The sequence below is a fragment of the Phyllobacterium sp. NPDC097923 genome, assembly GCF_044760925.1.
GTDB lineage: Bacteria > Pseudomonadota > Alphaproteobacteria > Rhizobiales > Rhizobiaceae > Phyllobacterium > Phyllobacterium calauticae.
In genome coordinates this window covers 1,378,010-1,393,830 of the sequence record NZ_JBIWBL010000001.1, presented here as the reverse complement: position 1 = coordinate 1,393,830, position 15,821 = coordinate 1,378,010, and the positions used below count along the sequence as shown (strand labels likewise).

The window sequence follows — 15,821 nt, the reverse complement described above, 5'->3', positions numbered from 1 at the left end:
ATGGTGTTGGCAGGAAGACTGCCAGTCGGAAATGCAATAGGGCAGCCGCTGGGCTGCCCTATTCTGCAATGATTTCAATCTTGAAGAGAAACCAAATGGTGCGGTCGAGAAGACTCGAACTTCCACGTCTTGCGACACAGCGACCTCAACGCTGCGCGTCTACCAATTCCGCCACGACCGCACTGTGGTAGAAGCCGAACGTGTCGGCTCGCGGCATGTAGCAAATGAATTTCAGTGAAACAAGCCCTGTCGGCAATAAACCCGAATGTTTTTCACAAAGCCGGGTGAAAGTTATGCCGCACCCCGCACACTGGAAATCTTCCAGGAAAAAGTCCATATGCGGCTCACCATCTTTATCCCAAGGGAATCGGCGCTTTGATGGCCGCAAACGGCCCATCCGCCGCCATTCATCCGGGATGAAGCGACAGTCGAAAGTTTGGTTTCCGATCATGAAGAACAACCGCGACGATCTCGTCTCCGCGTTTTTTGCCCAAAGCGATTCCCCGAAAGTGGAGTGGCGCGTCGCCGACGGGCTGACCGATTACGATACCGCCCTCACCTTCATGGAAGACCGCGTCGCGGCGATTCGCGCCGGCACGGCCGCAGAACTGGTCTGGCTGGTCGAACATCCGCCGCTCTACACCGCCGGCACCAGCGCCAAGGACGGCGACCTCCTGGCCGCCGACCGCTTTCCCGTCTATGCCACGGGTCGCGGCGGCGAATACACCTATCATGGCCCCGGCCAGCGCGTGGCCTATGTCATGCTCGACCTGAAGCGGCGGCGCGAGGATATCCGCGCCTTCGTGGCGGCGCTGGAGCAATGGATCATTGCCACGCTTGGCGCGTTCAACGTGCGCGGCGAGCGGCGCGAAGACCGCGTCGGCGTCTGGGTGACCCGGCCGGAACGCCCGCCGCTGCCGGACGGGTCTCCCGCCGAAGACAAGATCGCCGCCATCGGCATCCGCCTGCGCAAATGGGTGAGCTTCCACGGTATCTCGATCAATGTGGAACCGGAGCTTGCCCATTTCGACGGCATCGTGCCGTGCGGCGTGCGCGGCCATGGCGTGACCAGCCTCGTCGATCTCGGCCTGCCCGTCGGCATGGACGATCTCGACCGGGCGCTGCGGGACGCATTCGAGCCTGTGTTCGGGCCGGTCGAGCGCTAGAGGATTTGGCAGAACCGATCTGCGTGGTTCGACAAGCTCACCATGAGGGATGTGGGTTGATTGCAGCCAACAAGTTCCCTCATGGTGAGCTTGTCGAACCACGCACGATGGTCATGCAACCAGATCAGGCGAACTCCATGATCACCGCATCCACGGCCAGGCTGTCACCCTGCTTGGCATTGATGGCCGATACGGTCAGATCGCGGTCGGCGCGCAGCACGTTTTCCATCTTCATGGCTTCGACGATCGCCAGCGTTTCACCCGCCTTCACCTCCTGACCCTCCGCCACGTTGATCGAGACGATCAGGCCGGGCATCGGGCACAGCAGCATTTTCGACGTATCCGGCGGCAGTTTCACCGGCATCAGTTTTTCCAGCGCCGCCACATGCGTCTGCATGGCATGGCCGATCACCGACATGCCCTTCCAGTCGATGCGCACGCCGTTGAGCACGGGACGCAGCTGCGCCTTTATCGCGCGGTCGTCGATATAGCCGTCCCAGACCGCATCGCCGGGCCGCCAGTCGCTGCGGATGGTGATGGCTTCGCCGCCATGCAGCGACAGTTCGATCTTGACCGGCGGCTTGGCCACGCTGCGGTGAATTTTCGCCGGCACGTATTCGTCGTTGATCCGCACCTCCCATTCGGCGCGGATTTTGCCCGTATGCGGCCGCAGGCGGTCGCTGAGGCCGTCGAGACGGCCCTTGCGCACCAGTTCCACCACAAGGGCAATGGCGGCCAGCACGTCCCTGTCCCCGGCGGTTGGCGCAATCGGATGGAAGCCGTCGGGAAATTCTTCCGCGATGAAGCCGGTGGACAGCCGCCCTTCCCGCCAGCGCGGATGCTGCATCAGTGCGGCCAGGAACGGGATGTTGTGCTCGATGCCGTCGACGACGAAGGTATCGAGCGCATCGGCCATGGCGTCGATGGCTTCCAGCCGGGTCGGCGCCCAGGTGCAGAGCTTTGCCACCATGGGGTCGTAGAACATCGAAATTTCCGACCCTTCCGTCACGCCGGTATCGTTGCGGATGATGGCCTTGCCGACCGGGCCTTCGCTTGGCGGGCGGTAGCGCGTCAGGCGGCCGATCGACGGCAGGAAATTGCGGTAGGGATCTTCGGCATAAAGGCGGCTTTCGATGGCCCAGCCGTTCAGCTTGACGTCCGACTGCTTCAGCGCGAGCTTTTCGCCCGCCGCCACGCGAATCATCTGCTCGACCAGATCGATGCCGGTGATCAGTTCGGTCACAGGATGTTCCACCTGCAGGCGGGTGTTCATCTCGAGGAAGTAGAAATTGCGGTGCTTGTCGACAATGAACTCGACTGTTCCGGCGCTCTGGTAGTCCACTGCCTTGGCCAGGGCCACGGCCTGCTCGCCCATGGCCTTGCGGGTGGCCTCGTCGAGGAATGGCGACGGGGCTTCTTCCACCACCTTCTGGTTGCGACGCTGCACCGAGCACTCGCGCTCACCGAGATAAATGCAGTTGCCAAAACTGTCGCCCAGCACCTGGATTTCGATATGGCGCGGCTCGACCACGAATTTTTCGATGAAAACCCGATCATCCCCGAAGGAATTGCGCGCTTCCGAGGTGGCGCGTTCAAAGCCGTCGCGCACTTCGCTCTCGTCCCAGGCAATGCGCATGCCCTTGCCGCCGCCGCCGGCGGAGGCCTTGATCATCACGGGATAACCGATCTCACCGGCGATCTTTTCCGCATGCGCCGCATCGGTGATGATGTCGAGAAAGCCCGGCACGGTGTTCACCTTGGCGGCATTGGCGAATTTCTTCGATTCGATCTTGTCGCCCATGGCGATGATCGCCCTGGGTTTCGGCCCGATGAAGACGATGCCCTGCTTCTCCAACGCTTCGCAAAAGGAGGCGCGCTCGGACAGGAAGCCATAGCCGGGATGAACGGCCTCAGCGCCGGTCGCCTTGCAGGCGGCAATGATCTTGTCGGCGACGAGATAGCTCTCGGAGGCCGCCGCCGGACCGATATGCACCGCCTCGTCAGCCATCTCGACATGAACAGCATCGCGATCCGCATCGGAATAGACCGCCACCGTGGCGATACCCATTTTCCTTGCCGACTTGATCACGCGGCAGGCAATTTCCCCACGGTTGGCAATCAGGATTTTCTTGAACACTTTTATGGACCTCCCGCACAAAATGCGCCTCTGGTTCTATTGCCAATGGCTGATTTGCTCAACTGCTATTGTCAGTGCTTGCATGGAAAGCAGGCCGGTTAATTGAAAGCGGGCTCCGGCGTTTTCTGCTTTTTCCCCTCGCGCCAGACCACATAGGCACCCGAGGCAATGATGATGGCAATGCCCAGCCATTTCGATGCGGTCGGAAACTCCTGGAATACGAACAGGCCGATGATGACGGCCATGACGATTTCCAGATATTGGAACGGCGCCAGCAGCGACGCCGGCGCAAGGCGCGAAGCCTGCACCACGAGGAGATGCCCGCCCGTGGCGATCGCGCCGATGGCAAACAAAAGGAACCAGGACATGCCGGTTGCAGGCGTGCCCAGCGTCATATCGCTGACGCCGAAGGCTGCACCGAAGAACAGCGCGACGATCACCGTCACCGTGCCGCCGATGCCCGCATAGAGCTGCATGACCAGCGGCGTGTCGTGCACGCCCAGGCGGCGGTTGAGAACGAGATAGACGGCAAACAGCGCCGCCGTGCCCAGCGGCAGCAGCGAAACCCAGCCGAACAGCTCCCAGCTCGGCTGGATGACGATCAGTGTCCCGATGAACCCGACCGCAACGGCAATGCGCCGGCGCCAGCCGACGGTTTCCTTCAGCACCACGGCCGAGAGCAGCGTCAGCATCAGCGGCTCGACGAAAAACACCGCCATGGCATCGGCAAGCGGCATGTATTTGACGGCGGCAAAGAAGCACAGGCTGCCGATGCCCATCAGAAAACCACGCAGCAGATTGCCCCAGAGGTTGTGCGGCTTGAGCGAGCGCATGCCGGTCAGCGCCACGATGATCAGCATGGTCAGGATCGTCTGGACGACGAAGCGCGACAGCGTCACCGTGGCCGGCGGCAGGCTGTCCACCGTCGACAGCCATTTGGCGATGGCATCCATCATCGGCAGGATAAACATCGCACCGGCCATCGTTCCGACGCCCCTCATTTGCGGCGAGGTTGTGTTTTGCATGGTGCGGCCTTTCCGGGACAAATGGCTCAGGTGGGACCCCAGCCATATCGGCTCTGCGGAAAAATGCAATCATCCGCATAATGCAAAATGGAAGCAAAATGCCGCCGGATTTGACTTTTCTGCTTCCAAATGGTGCAAAAGCTTTCGTCTACACTTTAAAAACAAGAAAAAGATGGAGAAAGCCATGAATTTCATCTCCAACATCATCACTGCCATGCCCGACACGGACACGCTGGGTGGCCGCCTTTCCCGCGCGCGCGATGCCAAGTCGATGACGGTGGCGCAGCTTGCGGTGCGTGTCGGCGTCAAGCCGGAAACCATCGCCGCCTGGGAATCCGACCGGTCGGAGCCCGGTGTCCACCGCCTGTTCATGCTGGCCGGATCGCTCGGGGTCACGCAGACCTGGCTCATACACGGGGTCGGACAATCGCCCGACGAGAGCGACACGGCGGACGAAAACCGCCTGCTGAAAAGCCAGATCGCCAATCTCAAGGCTCTGCACCAGGAGCTGGGCGAGCGGATCGAAGAGCTCGAAAAAGCCGTGTCGCGCCTCAAAGCCGCTTGAAACTTGGGTTTTAACCGCATAGTTCTGTGGTGAATCCCGGAACAGATCACGAACGCCCATCGCGTTTCCCGGCGAAGCATGTCAAGATTGCCGGTGATTCGCAGCCCCTGTAGCATTGGCCAAAATACGATATGGATGACAATAACGACCTCTTTTCAGCGGTAGTCAAAACAGCCCGGGAACGCCAGGCAGCGGTGGACCAGACCAGGGTCGAACCTGCCGCGACGCCGGTGGCACCGCCTGTGAAAATCGCACCGGTTGCGGCAGCGAAGGCCCCGGCACGGGCCGCCCCCGACAGCAGCGGCGGCTACAATGCGGCACAGATCCAGGTTCTCGATGGTCTCGAACCCGTTCGCCGCCGTCCGGGCATGTATATCGGCGGCACCGACGAGCGGGCGATGCACCATCTCTTTGCCGAAGTCATCGACAACTCGATGGACGAGGCGGTTGCTGGACACGCCAACTTCATCGATATCGAACTGGACGAGAACGGCTATCTCTCGGTTACCGACAATGGCCGCGGCATCCCCGTCGATCCGCATCCCGATCCCAAGCAGCTTGGCAAATCCGCGCTCGAAGTCATCATGACCACCCTGCATGCGGGCGGCAAATTCGATTCCGACGTCTACGAAACATCGGGCGGTCTGCACGGCGTCGGCATATCGGTGGTGAACGCCCTGTCCGATCACGTGGAAGTGGAAGTGGCCCGCAACCGGCGCCTCTACCGCCAGCGGTTCTCGCGCGGCCATCCGCTCGGACCGATCGAGGATGTCGGCGAGGTGCACAACCGTCGCGGCACGCGCGTGACCTTCCATCCGGACCCGGAGATTTTCGGCCAGGGCGCCAAGTTCGATCCGGCCCGGCTTTTCAAGATGGCCCGGTCAAAGGCCTATCTCTTCGGCGGCGTTGAAATCCGCTGGAACTGCGCGCCATCCCTGCTCGACCCGAAGGACCCGACACCCGACAAGGCGGTGTTTCACTTCCCCGGCGGGTTGAAGGATTATCTGGCGGCATCGCTCGGCAAGGATTTTCAGGTCACGCGCGACATGTTCGCGGGCAGGACGGAAAAGTCCGGCGGGCACGGCGCGCTGGAATGGGCGGTTGCCTGGTATGGCGGCGACGGCTTTGTCCATTCCTACTGCAACACGATTCCCACAGGCGAAGGCGGCACGCATGAGGCGGGTCTGCGCATCGCCCTCACCCGCGGCTTGAAGGCCTATGCGGAACTGACCGGCAACAAGCGCGCGTCGATCATCACCACCGATGACGTGATGATCTCGTCGGCGGCCATGCTCTCGGTGTTCATCCGCGAACCGGAATTCGTCGGCCAGACCAAGGACAAGCTTGCCACGGTCGAAGCGCAGCGCATTGTCGAAAATGCCATCCGCGATCCATTCGATCATTGGCTTGCCGCCTCGCCGCAGGAAGCATCGAAGCTGCTGGACTGGGTGGTGGAGCGTGCCGACGAGCGCGTCAAGCGCCGCCAGGAAAAGGAAGTCAACCGCAAGTCGGCGGTGCGCAAGCTGCGCCTGCCGGGCAAGCTTGCCGATTGCACCCAGACCGGTGCGCTCGGCGCCGAACTCTTCATCGTCGAGGGTGATTCCGCCGGCGGCTCGGCCAAGCAGGCGCGGGACCGCGCCACGCAGGCGGTGCTGCCGCTGCGCGGCAAGATTCTCAACGTCGTCAGCGCCGGGCGGGAAAAGATGACGGCCAACCAGCAGATCGGCGACCTGATCCAGGCGCTCGGCTGCGGCACGCGGTCAAAATACCGCGACGAGGATTTGCGCTACGACCGCATTATCATCATGACCGATGCCGACGTCGACGGTGCGCACATCGCGTCGCTGCTCATCACCTTCTTCTATCAGGAAATGCCGGAACTCATCCGCAACGGCCATCTGTTCCTCGGCGTGCCGCCGCTCTACCGCATCGCCCAGGGTGGCAAGGTCGCCTATGCCCGCGATGATGCGCACAAGGATGAACTGATGCGCACGCTGTTCACCGGCAAGGGCAAGATCGAGATCGGACGGTTCAAGGGCCTCGGCGAAATGCGCGCCGACCAGCTCAAGGAAACGACGATGGACCGCAAGAAGCGCACGCTTTTGCGGGTGCAGATCGACGAGGAGTGGATCGAGGAAACAAAACTCGCGGTCGATGATCTGATGGGCACGAAACCGGAAGCCCGCTTCCGCTTCATCCAGGACCGCGCCGCGTTCGTGGAAGAGCTGGACATCTGATATTCAGCGATGAAACCTGTTTCAAATGGCGGTGCTTTGCATCGCCATTTTGTTTTGGGGGAGCCAACTTTTAGCGGGTGGCAGAACGCGTTAAGCGTGGTTCGACAAGCTCACCATGAGGGAAGTGATTTGGTTGCAATGCCAATCACAAACGTTGCAGGATGTAACGCCCTGCAGCCCTCCACCTCCCTCATGGTGAGCTTGTCGAACCACCCACAATGGCTCTGCCATCCACCCATCAAACAAAAATCACTCCAACTTATCCACCACGTCCCAACCCGGGATATTCTCATCCCTGTCCTTTCCGGCGGGAATGCTTCCGGAAACCTTCGAAAGTCGGGAAAGGATCGGCACTTCGTCCCGCAGGGAAAACCTGCGGGGCGAGGAGGTTGCGCTGACGCTGTGCGCGTTTCCGATGAGGAAACGAGGCAGAACAGGCAAGACCTGAAATCGCCGGGGCGGGTGGTCCCAGGATCGCAAGCATCGCATACCAGAATACCCAAGACCCGCGTTCCCAGGGACCGCCCGTCTTTCCTCCTTTGCAATGGCCAGATGCGATCGCGGGCGTGGCAAGGCAATGCCGCGCCCGGCGCATGCAAAGGGCGCCGTTTCCGGCGCCCTTGATACGAAGACAGGTTGATTAGATATGCAGCGCGTGGCCAAGCGCCTTGAGCGCGGCTTCCTGAAACCCCTCGCCCTGCGTCGGATGGGCGTGGATGGTTCCGGCGATGTCTTCCAGCCGCGCGCCCATTTCCATGGCCAGCGCAAACGAAGCCGACAGTTCGGAGACGCCATGGCCGACGGCCTGGATGCCAAGGATGAGATGGTTGCTGGCGGCAGCCACGACCCGGACAAAGCCCTCCTCGCCTTCCTTGGTCATGGCGCGGCCATTGGCGGCGAAGGGGAACATCCCGATCTTGACCTCATGCCCGGCTTGCTTGGCCTCGTCGGGCGACAGGCCCACCGTGACGATTTCCGGATCGGTGAAGCAGACGGCGGCAATGGCCCGCTTGTCCCAGCTGCGGTTCTCGCCCGCAACGATTTCCGCCACCATCTCGCCCTGCGCCATGGCGCGGTGCGCCAGCATGGGCTCGCCGGTGACATCGCCGATGGCATAGACGCCGCGCATGGAGGTGCGGCACTTGTCGTCAATGCGGACAAAGCGGCCATCCATATCGATGTCGATCTCTTCCAGCCCCCAGCCTGAGGTGACAGGCTTGCGCCCGACCGTGACCAGGATCTTGTCGGCGGCAATGCGTTCGTCCTTGCCGTCGGCGGTTTCGATCAACAACGCATCGCCCTTGCTGCTGACCCCCTTGGCCTTGGCGCCGGTCAGCACGGTGATGCCGAGCGTGTTCAGGTGCTTGACCACCGGGCGGGTCAGCTCCGCATCATATTGCGGCAGCACCTTCGGCTGGGCTTCGACAACCGTGACCTTGGACCCCAGCTTGGCATAGGCCGTGCCGAGTTCGAGCCCGATATAGCCGCCGCCAACCACGACGAGCTTTTCCGGAACGTCCGGCAGCGAAAGCGCTTCGGTCGAGGAAATGACATTGCCGCCGAACGGCAGCGAGGGCACCTCGACCGGCGCCGAACCGGTGGCGATGACGACGTTTTCGGCGCGGATGATCTGCAGGCCGGTCAGGGTTTCCACCTCGATGGTCTTGCCGTCACGGAAGCGGGCCTTGCCGGTGACGATCTTGACGTTTGCCTTCTTGAGCAGGCCGGCAACGCCGTTGTTGAGGCGGCTGACGATACCGTCCTTCCAGGCGATGGTTTTGCTGAAATCGATGGCCGGTTCGGCAACCGAGATGCCAAGCGGCGTCTGCCGGGCGGCGAAATGCGCCACCTTGGCGAATTCATCGGCCGCGTGGATCAGCGCCTTGGACGGAATGCAGCCGACGAGCAGGCAGGTGCCGCCGACCTTCGCCGCCTCGACGATCACCGTATCGACATTGAGCTGTCCGGCGCGGATGGCGCAGACATAGCCGCCGGGGCCAGCGCCGATGACCAGCAGCTTGCAGGAAATATCTTTCATCGGATCAACCCTCCACGAATATCAGCGCTGGCGTTTCGAGCAGCGTCTTGATCCGCTGAATGAAGACTGCGGCGTCCCAGCCGTCGATCACGCGGTGATCGAAGCTTGAGGACAGGTTCATCATCTTGCGCGGAATGAAGGCCGCGCCATCCCACATCGGCCGGGTCATCATCTTGTTGACGCCGATGATGGCGACTTCGGGATAGTTGATCACCGGGGTGGTGACGATGCCGCCCATGCTGCCCAGCGAGGTGATGGTGATGGTCGAACCGGTCAGTTGCTCGCGCGTTGCCGTGCCGGTCTTGGCCGCTTCGGCCAGAAGATTGACTTCGGCGGCGCAGCCCCAGAGATCGCGGGCTTCCGCGTGCTTGACCACGGGAACCACAAGACCGGACGGCGTCTGCGCCGCAATGCCGATATGCACGCCGCCATGCTGGTGGATGATGTTGGCATCGTCGTCATAAAGCGCATTCAGCTGCGGCTGTTCGGCGATGGCCTTCACCATGGCGCGCATCAGGAACGGCAGCAGCGTCAGTTTCGGCTGGTCGGCACGCTTCTTGCCATTGAGCAAAGCGCGCAGTTCTTCCAGCGACGTGACGTCGATCTCCTCGACATAGGTGATGTGCGGGATGTGCGATTTGGCTATCGCCATCTTTTCCGCAATCTTGCGGCGCAGGCCCACCACCTTGATTTCCTTGACCGATGTATCCGGCGCAAGACCGGAGACCACGGGCTTTTGCGCGCCGCGGGCAAAGAAGGTGTCGAGATCTTCATGGGTGATGCGCCCGGCCGGACCGGTGCCGGTCACCTGGCGCAGGTCGACGCCCGCTTCCCGCGCCCGCAGGCGCACCGCCGGCGGGGCCAGCGGCTTGTCGCCCTCGGCGCGCGGCGCGCCAACGGTGACTGGCGCGGATACCGGTGTATGGACAACCGGAGCAGCGGGCTTTTCAACCTTGATCTCCGGCTTTGGTTCCGCCTTGGCAGGCTGGACCTTCGGCTCTTCAGCCTTGACCGGCTTCGCCGGTTCCGCAGCGGGCGCATGGCCCTCGCCTTCGACCTTCAGGCGGATGATCGGCGAACCGATGGCGATCACCTGCCCGATCTCGCCGCCCAGCCAGAGGATTTCACCGTCGACCGGGGATGGAATTTCCACGGTCGCCTTGTCGGTCATGACGGCGGCGAGGATCATGTCCTCGCGCACGAGATCACCGACTTTCACATGCCATTCGACGAGTTCGGCTTCTGCAACGCCTTCACCGACATCCGGCAGCTTGATGACAAATTCACCCATCGTCTGCTCCTACCCTTCCAGCGTTTCAAGGAATGCACGGCCTACGCGTGCGGGACCGGGGAAATAGTCCCACTCCTGCGCATGCGGATAGGGCGTATCCCAGCCCGTCACCCGCGCCACCGGCGCTTCCAGATTGTAGAAGCAATGCTGCTGGACGAGTGCGGCGAGTTCGGCGCCGAAACCGGAGGTCAGCGTTGCCTCATGCACGATGACGCAGCGGCCCGTCTTGGTGACGGATTCGACGATGGTTTCCAGATCGAGCGGCAGCAGCGTGCGCAGATCGATGATCTCCGCATCGATGCCGGTCTCCTCGGCGGCAGCTTCCGCCACATAGACCATGGTGCCATAGGCAAGCACGGTCAGCTGTTTGCCCTCGCGGCGCTTGATGGCCTTGCCCAGCGGCACCGTGTAATGCCCGTCCGGCACCTCGCCCAGCTCATGCTTCGACCACGGCGTCACCGGGCGGTCATGATGGCCGTCGAACGGACCGTTATAGAGCCGCTTCGGTTCGAGGAAGATCACCGGGTCCGGGTCTTCGATGGATGCAATCAGCAGGCCCTTGGCATCGTGCGGATTGGATGGCACGACGACCTTCAGACCGGATACGTGCGTGAACAGCGCTTCCGGGCTCTGGCTGTGGGTCTGGCCGCCGAAAATGCCGCCGCCCGCCGGCATGCGGATGACAAGCGGTGCGGTAAAGCCGCCATTGGAGCGGTAGCGCAGGCGCGCGGCTTCCGAAACGATCTGGTCATAGGCCGGATAAACATAGTCGGCGAACTGGATTTCGACGCAGGGTTTCAGGCCGTAGGCCGCCATGCCGATGGCGGCACCGACGATACCGCCTTCGCTGATCGGCGCATCGAAACAGCGGGTCTTGCCGTATTTGGCCTGCAGGCCGTGGGTGCAGCGGAACACACCGCCAAAGAAGCCCACGTCTTCACCGAACACGACCACGTTGTCGTCGCGTTCCATCATCACATCCATCGCGTCGCGGATGGCTTCAATCATTGTCTTACGCGGCATCGCTCACACTCCCGCCTGCTGGCGCTGACGACGCAGATGCGGCGGCATTTCCTCGTAGACACCCTCGAACATGTCACGCGCCGACGGCTTGCCGCCCGCATGCAACGTGCCAAAACTTTCGGCTTCCTTCTGGGCGGTGATCACGCTGTCGAGAATTTCCGCTTCGGCCTGGGTGTGGCGCTCCTCCGACCAGACGCCGCGCCCGATCAGGTGGTTCTTCAGCCGCATGACGGGATCGCCAAGCGGCCAGGCATCGGATTCGGTCTTCGGCCGGTAGGCGGACGGATCGTCCGAGGTGGAATGCGCCCCGGCACGGTAGGTGACATATTCGACGATGGTCGGGCCGAGATTGCGCCGCGCCCGCTCGATGGCCCATTTGGCCACGGCGAAAACGGCGAGATAGTCATTGCCGTCAACCCGCAAGGCAGGCATGCCGAAGCCGAGGCCGCGTGCGGCGAACGTACCGGCACCGCCGCGGGCAATGCCCTGGAAGGTGGAGATCGCCCACTGGTTGTTGACGATGTTGAGGACAACCGGAGCCTTGTAGGTGGAGGCAAAGACCAGTGCGGCGTGGAAATCCGATTCCGCCGTCGATCCGTCGCCGATCCAGCCGGCCGCGATCTTGGTATCCTTCTTGATCGCCGATGCCATGGCCCAGCCGACGGCCTGGATATACTGCGTCGCCAGATTGCCGGAGATCGAGAAGAACCCGTGTTCTTTCGAGGAATACATGATGGGGAGCTGGCGGCCCTTGAGCGGATCTCTTTCGTTGGAATAGATCTGGCACATCATCTCGACCATCGGGTAGCCGCCGGCAATCAGAAGACCGGCCTGACGATAGGTTGGGAAATTCATGTCGCCCGGCGACAGCGCCATGCGGAACGCGCAGCTCACGGCTTCTTCGCCCAGATGCTGCATGTAGAAGGAGGTTTTGCCCTGCCGCTGGGCGATCTGCATGCGCGCATCGAAGGTGCGCAGCGTCATCATGTGGCGCAGGCCTTCAACCAGCTGCTCGTCCGTCAGTTCGCCAGCCCAGGGGCCGACAGCCTCGCCATCGCGGTTGAGAACACGGATGATCGAAAACGCCAGATCGCGGATTTCCTCCGGATTGGCATCGACGGGCGGACGGCGCACCGAACCCGCTTCGGGAATGTTCACATTGGAAAAATCCGGCTCGCCGCCGGGACGCACGGCCGGTTCCGGCACGTGCAGGCTTAGTGGACCAAATTCACTCGTGGAATCATCGGGCATTCAGCAGACCTCCCAGTCACGCGACGTTTCCGCACTCTACCATGAAATATTAGGTCAGTAATACTGTCTTATTATTCCACCCTGCTCTCTCAAAATGCCTGCAAGCATCAATATCCGGCGCCAACAATATGAAATCTATGATCATTCCGGTGTAGCCTCGCGACCGGGCCACGGCGCTGCACCGGAAAAAAGCAATTTTGCATCACCGAACATGCGGCGCGCATATTCATTCGTTCACACGGGCATCGGATTTTGTAATCAAATGCGTGCTCATGGCGAAAAAAGCCGGGTCAGGCGGCGGCGATGGCCAGGGCGTGGCTGCGCGCATTCTCCCGAATCGCTTCCAGATAGATCTTGCGCAGGAGCGACTGCATGCCGTCATTGGCCGCGGTCAGGTCGTGCGCCGATACAGGCTTTTCCGGCGCCAGACGCTCCATCATGCGGCGCGTGACTTCCTGCGGCCCGATGGCCAGCTTGCCATTGGCGACATCGCGCCAGGCATGCAGCGCGACGCGCAGCGGCTGGTGCGTGCTGTCGGGCAGTCCGGCGGCACTGAACAGGGCGCCGAGCGCCGCATCGCGGCCATCGATCAAAAGGTTGCGCACCCGGGCAAGGTTGTGCCCGGACAGCGCCACCAGAATAGCACCGAAGAAATCGATCTTGCCGGAGGCGACGATGCGGATGACAAAGGCGGTGGTCAGGTCGCCGCGCAGCTGCAGATGCTCGATCAGCGCCGGATATTGCGCTGGCGGCGTTTCGGCAACCAGACTGATCGACGCCTTGACGCAGGCTTCACTGGTGACGCGCCTGGCACGGCGCTCGCCCATCAGGGCCATGACCATATCCATCTGGCACAGGGCTTCGGCCACCTTGATCGCCAGCGCATGGCGGCAATCGGCGGGCAAGCGGTCATCGTCGGCGAGCAGCGACCGGATATCGGCGACATGGCCAAGGCGCTCGACCAGACGACGGAAACTGATATCGGCAATCTCGGCGCGGCTGTTGGCCAGCAATTCGAGAACGGCAACCGGTTCGGCGATCTCGATGAGGGCAGCGCTGACGGCAAAGGATACCTTGGCCCTGCCCGCGATTACCCTCTGGCTTTCCGCGCAGCCGCCGGCAATGCAGTCGATGAGGTCAATATCGGTCAGCACCGTCGAGCGCGCCAGCATGTAGGCGGCGATTTCCGCCTGGTCGCGCGCCAGCCCGGCGACGATGTGAGCCGGCGCATGGGCGCTGGTGGAGAAAGCTTCGGCCAGGGTGAGGCGCACTTTTGGCGACGGGTCGTCCAGCAGCAGCGTCAGCGCCGCCTCCGCCGCACAGCGATCCTCGAAGGCGCGTCCGGTTTCGAGATAGACATGGGCCAGCGCGCCTGCGGCATGGCAACGCTGCGCCGCAGAAGCATGTCCGACCATCGCCAGATAATGCTGTATTGTCATGAATTTTATACCCCAAGCCCTTATTGCAACCGAGGCTAGCGGCAAAAGGTTTACGATCGGTTCACCATGTCGATTAACCATGTTCAATCAGTCACAAAGCAGAAGTTTATGCTGCCGTGTTGCGAACCTGCCGAAGCCGACCTAGTCTTTTGCAAAAATTCGCATTGAGGAGACGCCAGCACATGGCCGGACTGTATCTGGAAGAATTCGAAGTCGGGCACGTGTTCAATCACAGCCTGCGCAAGACCATCACCGAGAGCGACAACATGCTGTTCTCGGTCATGACGCTCAACACGCAGCCGCTGCACATCGATTTCGACTTCGCCGCCAAGACCGAATGGGGCAAGCCGCTGGTCAATTCGCTGTTCACGCTCGGCCTGATGATTGGCATCTCCGTCAACGACACCACCATCGGCACGACGATTGCCAATCTGGGCATGACCGACGTGACCTTCCCCGCGCCGCTGTTCCACGGCGATACGGTGCGGGTGGAGACCACGGTGCTTTCAACGCGGCTGTCCCAATCCAAGCCGGATCGCGGCATCGTCGCGTTCGAGCACCGCGCCTACAATCAGAACGGTGTTCTCGTCGCCAAATGCACGCGCCAGGCGATGATGAAATCCCGGAGCGCTGCCTGATGCGCTCGCTTTTGTTTGTGCCGGGCGATTCGGAAAAGAAGCTGGAAAAGGGCCTCGCCAGCGGCGCGGATGTGCTGCTGATCGATCTCGAAGATTCGGTCAGCGCCGAACGCAAGCCCGCTGCCCGGCAGATCGCGGCGGATTTTCTCAAATCGAACCGTGACAAGAGTTCGCCGCGCCTGTTCGTGCGCATCAACGATCTGGCGAGCGGGCTTGCCGATGCCGACCTCGGCGCGGTCATGCCGTCGCTGCCGCACGGCATTCTCCTGCCCAAATCCAACAGCGGCAGGGATGTCACGCGGCTGTCGGCCAAGCTGAACGTGCACGAGGCGCATGCGGAGGCGGCGGAGGGTTCGACGCGGATTCTCGCCATCATCACCGAAACCGCGCTCGGCACCCTGTCGGCGGCCAGCTACCCCGATGCGTCGGCACGGCTGATCGGTCTCACCTGGGGTGCGGAAGACCTGTCGGCGGTCATTGGCGCACGCGCCGTGCGCGATGACAACGGGCGCTATACGGACGTGTTCCGGCTGGCGCGGGCCCTGACCGTTCTCGGCGCTTCGGCCGCCGATGTCGCCGCCATCGATACGGTCTACATCAACTACAAGGACGATGCCGGGCTTGCCCGCGAATGCGCCGAAGCTGAACGCGACGGCTTTACCGCCAAGCTTGCGATCCATCCGGCGCAGGTCCCGGTGATCAACGCGGTGTTCACGCCCTCGGCCGAAGCGGTGGCACAGGCGCAAAAGATCATCCGGGCCTTCGCCGACGATCCCGCTGCGGGCGTCATCGGCATTGACGGGCTGATGTTCGACCGCCCGCATCTGCGCCGGGCGGAACGGCTGATGGGGCGGGTTGGTGCTGCTTAGGCCGTTCGACGGCATGCCTGACAGTGCGTGGTTCGACAAGCTCACCATGAGGGATGAAGCGAGTTGCAGGGCGGCTGTATTCTGCAAGGCCTGTGATGAGCCTTGCAATCAACCACTTCCCTCATGGTGAGCTTGTCGAACC

Annotated in this window: 13 protein-coding genes and 1 tRNA gene; 5 read left to right on the top strand and 9 right to left on the bottom strand. The window is 62.1% G+C overall.

Translation table 11 applies throughout. From position 1 onward, the window contains the following. Window positions 1-96 precede the first annotated feature (96 nt). Both ACIQWS_RS07090 and ACIQWS_RS07085 read right to left on the bottom strand, forming a co-directional pair. A tRNA-Leu gene (locus tag ACIQWS_RS07090) sits at window positions 97-181 on the bottom strand. Further along, window positions 146-451, bottom strand: coding sequence for a hypothetical protein (locus ACIQWS_RS07085; protein WP_403173555.1), 306 nt, complete (start codon window positions 449-451; stop codon window positions 146-148). Before ACIQWS_RS07085 ends, ACIQWS_RS07090 begins: the two co-directional genes overlap by 36 nt. Between ACIQWS_RS07085 and lipB the strand changes: the two genes are divergently transcribed. Next, complete coding sequence (gene lipB / locus ACIQWS_RS07080) at window positions 450-1,166, top strand: lipoyl(octanoyl) transferase LipB (protein ID WP_403173552.1); 717 nt, start codon at window positions 450-452, stop codon at window positions 1,164-1,166. The genes ACIQWS_RS07085 and lipB overlap by 2 nt on opposite strands. A gap of 124 nt (window positions 1,167-1,290) precedes the next feature. Here lipB and ACIQWS_RS07075 read toward each other — a convergent pair whose 3' ends face one another. Next, entirely contained in the window at window positions 1,291-3,303 is a 2,013-nt protein-coding gene (locus tag ACIQWS_RS07075) for an acetyl-CoA carboxylase biotin carboxylase subunit (RefSeq protein ID WP_403173548.1), read from the bottom strand. 98 nt (window positions 3,304-3,401) lie between these two features. Further along, on the bottom strand, window positions 3,402-4,328 hold the full coding sequence (locus ACIQWS_RS07070; RefSeq protein WP_346305110.1) for a DMT family transporter: 927 nt from the start codon (window positions 4,326-4,328) through the stop codon (window positions 3,402-3,404). A 184-nt stretch (window positions 4,329-4,512) separates the two neighbouring features. Here ACIQWS_RS07070 and ACIQWS_RS07065 point away from each other — a divergent pair, with 184 nt between their 5' ends. Both ACIQWS_RS07065 and parE read left to right on the top strand, forming a co-directional pair. Beyond that, window positions 4,513-4,893 carry a helix-turn-helix domain-containing protein gene (locus ACIQWS_RS07065; RefSeq protein ID WP_223615098.1) on the top strand — a complete coding sequence of 127 codons (381 nt, stop codon included), beginning with the start codon at window positions 4,513-4,515 and terminating at the stop codon, window positions 4,891-4,893. Between the two features lie 131 nt (window positions 4,894-5,024). Next, on the top strand, window positions 5,025-7,130 hold the full coding sequence (gene parE / locus ACIQWS_RS07060; RefSeq protein WP_346305109.1) for a DNA topoisomerase IV subunit B: 2,106 nt from the start codon (window positions 5,025-5,027) through the stop codon (window positions 7,128-7,130). A gap of 640 nt (window positions 7,131-7,770) precedes the next feature. On the opposite strand, the gene lpdA is transcribed toward parE, so the two are convergent. From lpdA to ACIQWS_RS07035, 5 genes are all read right to left on the bottom strand, one after another. Then, window positions 7,771-9,168, bottom strand: coding sequence for a dihydrolipoyl dehydrogenase (lpdA, locus tag ACIQWS_RS07055; protein WP_346306053.1), 1,398 nt, complete (start codon window positions 9,166-9,168; stop codon window positions 7,771-7,773). Window positions 9,169-9,172: 4 nt separating this feature from the next. Continuing rightward, window positions 9,173-10,459, bottom strand: a complete 1,287-nt coding sequence (locus ACIQWS_RS07050) for a dihydrolipoamide acetyltransferase family protein (RefSeq protein WP_403173532.1) — start codon at window positions 10,457-10,459, stop codon at window positions 9,173-9,175. A gap of 9 nt (window positions 10,460-10,468) precedes the next feature. After that, entirely contained in the window at window positions 10,469-11,482 is a 1,014-nt protein-coding gene (locus tag ACIQWS_RS07045; protein ID WP_403173524.1) for an alpha-ketoacid dehydrogenase subunit beta, read from the bottom strand. 3 nt (window positions 11,483-11,485) lie between these two features. Continuing rightward, complete coding sequence (locus ACIQWS_RS07040; protein ID WP_346305911.1) at window positions 11,486-12,733, bottom strand: 3-methyl-2-oxobutanoate dehydrogenase (2-methylpropanoyl-transferring) subunit alpha; 1,248 nt, start codon at window positions 12,731-12,733, stop codon at window positions 11,486-11,488. A 290-nt stretch (window positions 12,734-13,023) separates the two neighbouring features. Continuing rightward, window positions 13,024-14,172 carry a DUF2336 domain-containing protein gene (locus tag ACIQWS_RS07035; protein ID WP_403173521.1) on the bottom strand — a complete coding sequence of 383 codons (1,149 nt, stop codon included), beginning with the start codon at window positions 14,170-14,172 and terminating at the stop codon, window positions 13,024-13,026. A 182-nt stretch (window positions 14,173-14,354) separates the two neighbouring features. Here ACIQWS_RS07035 and ACIQWS_RS07030 point away from each other — a divergent pair, with 182 nt between their 5' ends. Further along, window positions 14,355-14,810 (top strand): MaoC family dehydratase, encoded by a 456-nt coding sequence (locus ACIQWS_RS07030; protein ID WP_403173517.1) that lies wholly within the window; start codon window positions 14,355-14,357, stop codon window positions 14,808-14,810. Next, window positions 14,810-15,679, top strand: a complete 870-nt coding sequence (locus ACIQWS_RS07025) for an HpcH/HpaI aldolase/citrate lyase family protein (protein WP_403173512.1) — start codon at window positions 14,810-14,812, stop codon at window positions 15,677-15,679. The genes ACIQWS_RS07030 and ACIQWS_RS07025 overlap by 1 nt, the downstream gene beginning before the upstream one ends. The last annotated feature ends 142 nt before the right edge of the window (window positions 15,680-15,821 follow it).

Coding starts and splice junctions, on each gene's coding strand:
- lipB (WP_403173552.1), top strand. CDS start 450: ATGAAGAACAACCGCGACGATCTCGTCTCCGCGTTTTTTGCCCAAAGC.
- ACIQWS_RS07085 (WP_403173555.1), bottom strand. CDS start 451: ATGATCGGAAACCAAACTTTCGACTGTCGCTTCATCCCGGATGAATGG.
- ACIQWS_RS07070 (WP_346305110.1), bottom strand. CDS start 4,328: ATGCAAAACACAACCTCGCCGCAAATGAGGGGCGTCGGAACGATGGCC.
- ACIQWS_RS07065 (WP_223615098.1), top strand. CDS start 4,513: ATGAATTTCATCTCCAACATCATCACTGCCATGCCCGACACGGACACG.
- parE (WP_346305109.1), top strand. CDS start 5,025: ATGGATGACAATAACGACCTCTTTTCAGCGGTAGTCAAAACAGCCCGG.
- lpdA (WP_346306053.1), bottom strand. CDS start 9,168: ATGAAAGATATTTCCTGCAAGCTGCTGGTCATCGGCGCTGGCCCCGGC.
- ACIQWS_RS07050 (WP_403173532.1), bottom strand. CDS start 10,459: ATGGGTGAATTTGTCATCAAGCTGCCGGATGTCGGTGAAGGCGTTGCA.
- ACIQWS_RS07045 (WP_403173524.1), bottom strand. CDS start 11,482: ATGCCGCGTAAGACAATGATTGAAGCCATCCGCGACGCGATGGATGTG.
- ACIQWS_RS07040 (WP_346305911.1), bottom strand. CDS start 12,733: ATGCCCGATGATTCCACGAGTGAATTTGGTCCACTAAGCCTGCACGTG.
- ACIQWS_RS07035 (WP_403173521.1), bottom strand. CDS start 14,172: ATGACAATACAGCATTATCTGGCGATGGTCGGACATGCTTCTGCGGCG.
- ACIQWS_RS07030 (WP_403173517.1), top strand. CDS start 14,355: ATGGCCGGACTGTATCTGGAAGAATTCGAAGTCGGGCACGTGTTCAAT.
- ACIQWS_RS07025 (WP_403173512.1), top strand. CDS start 14,810: ATGCGCTCGCTTTTGTTTGTGCCGGGCGATTCGGAAAAGAAGCTGGAA.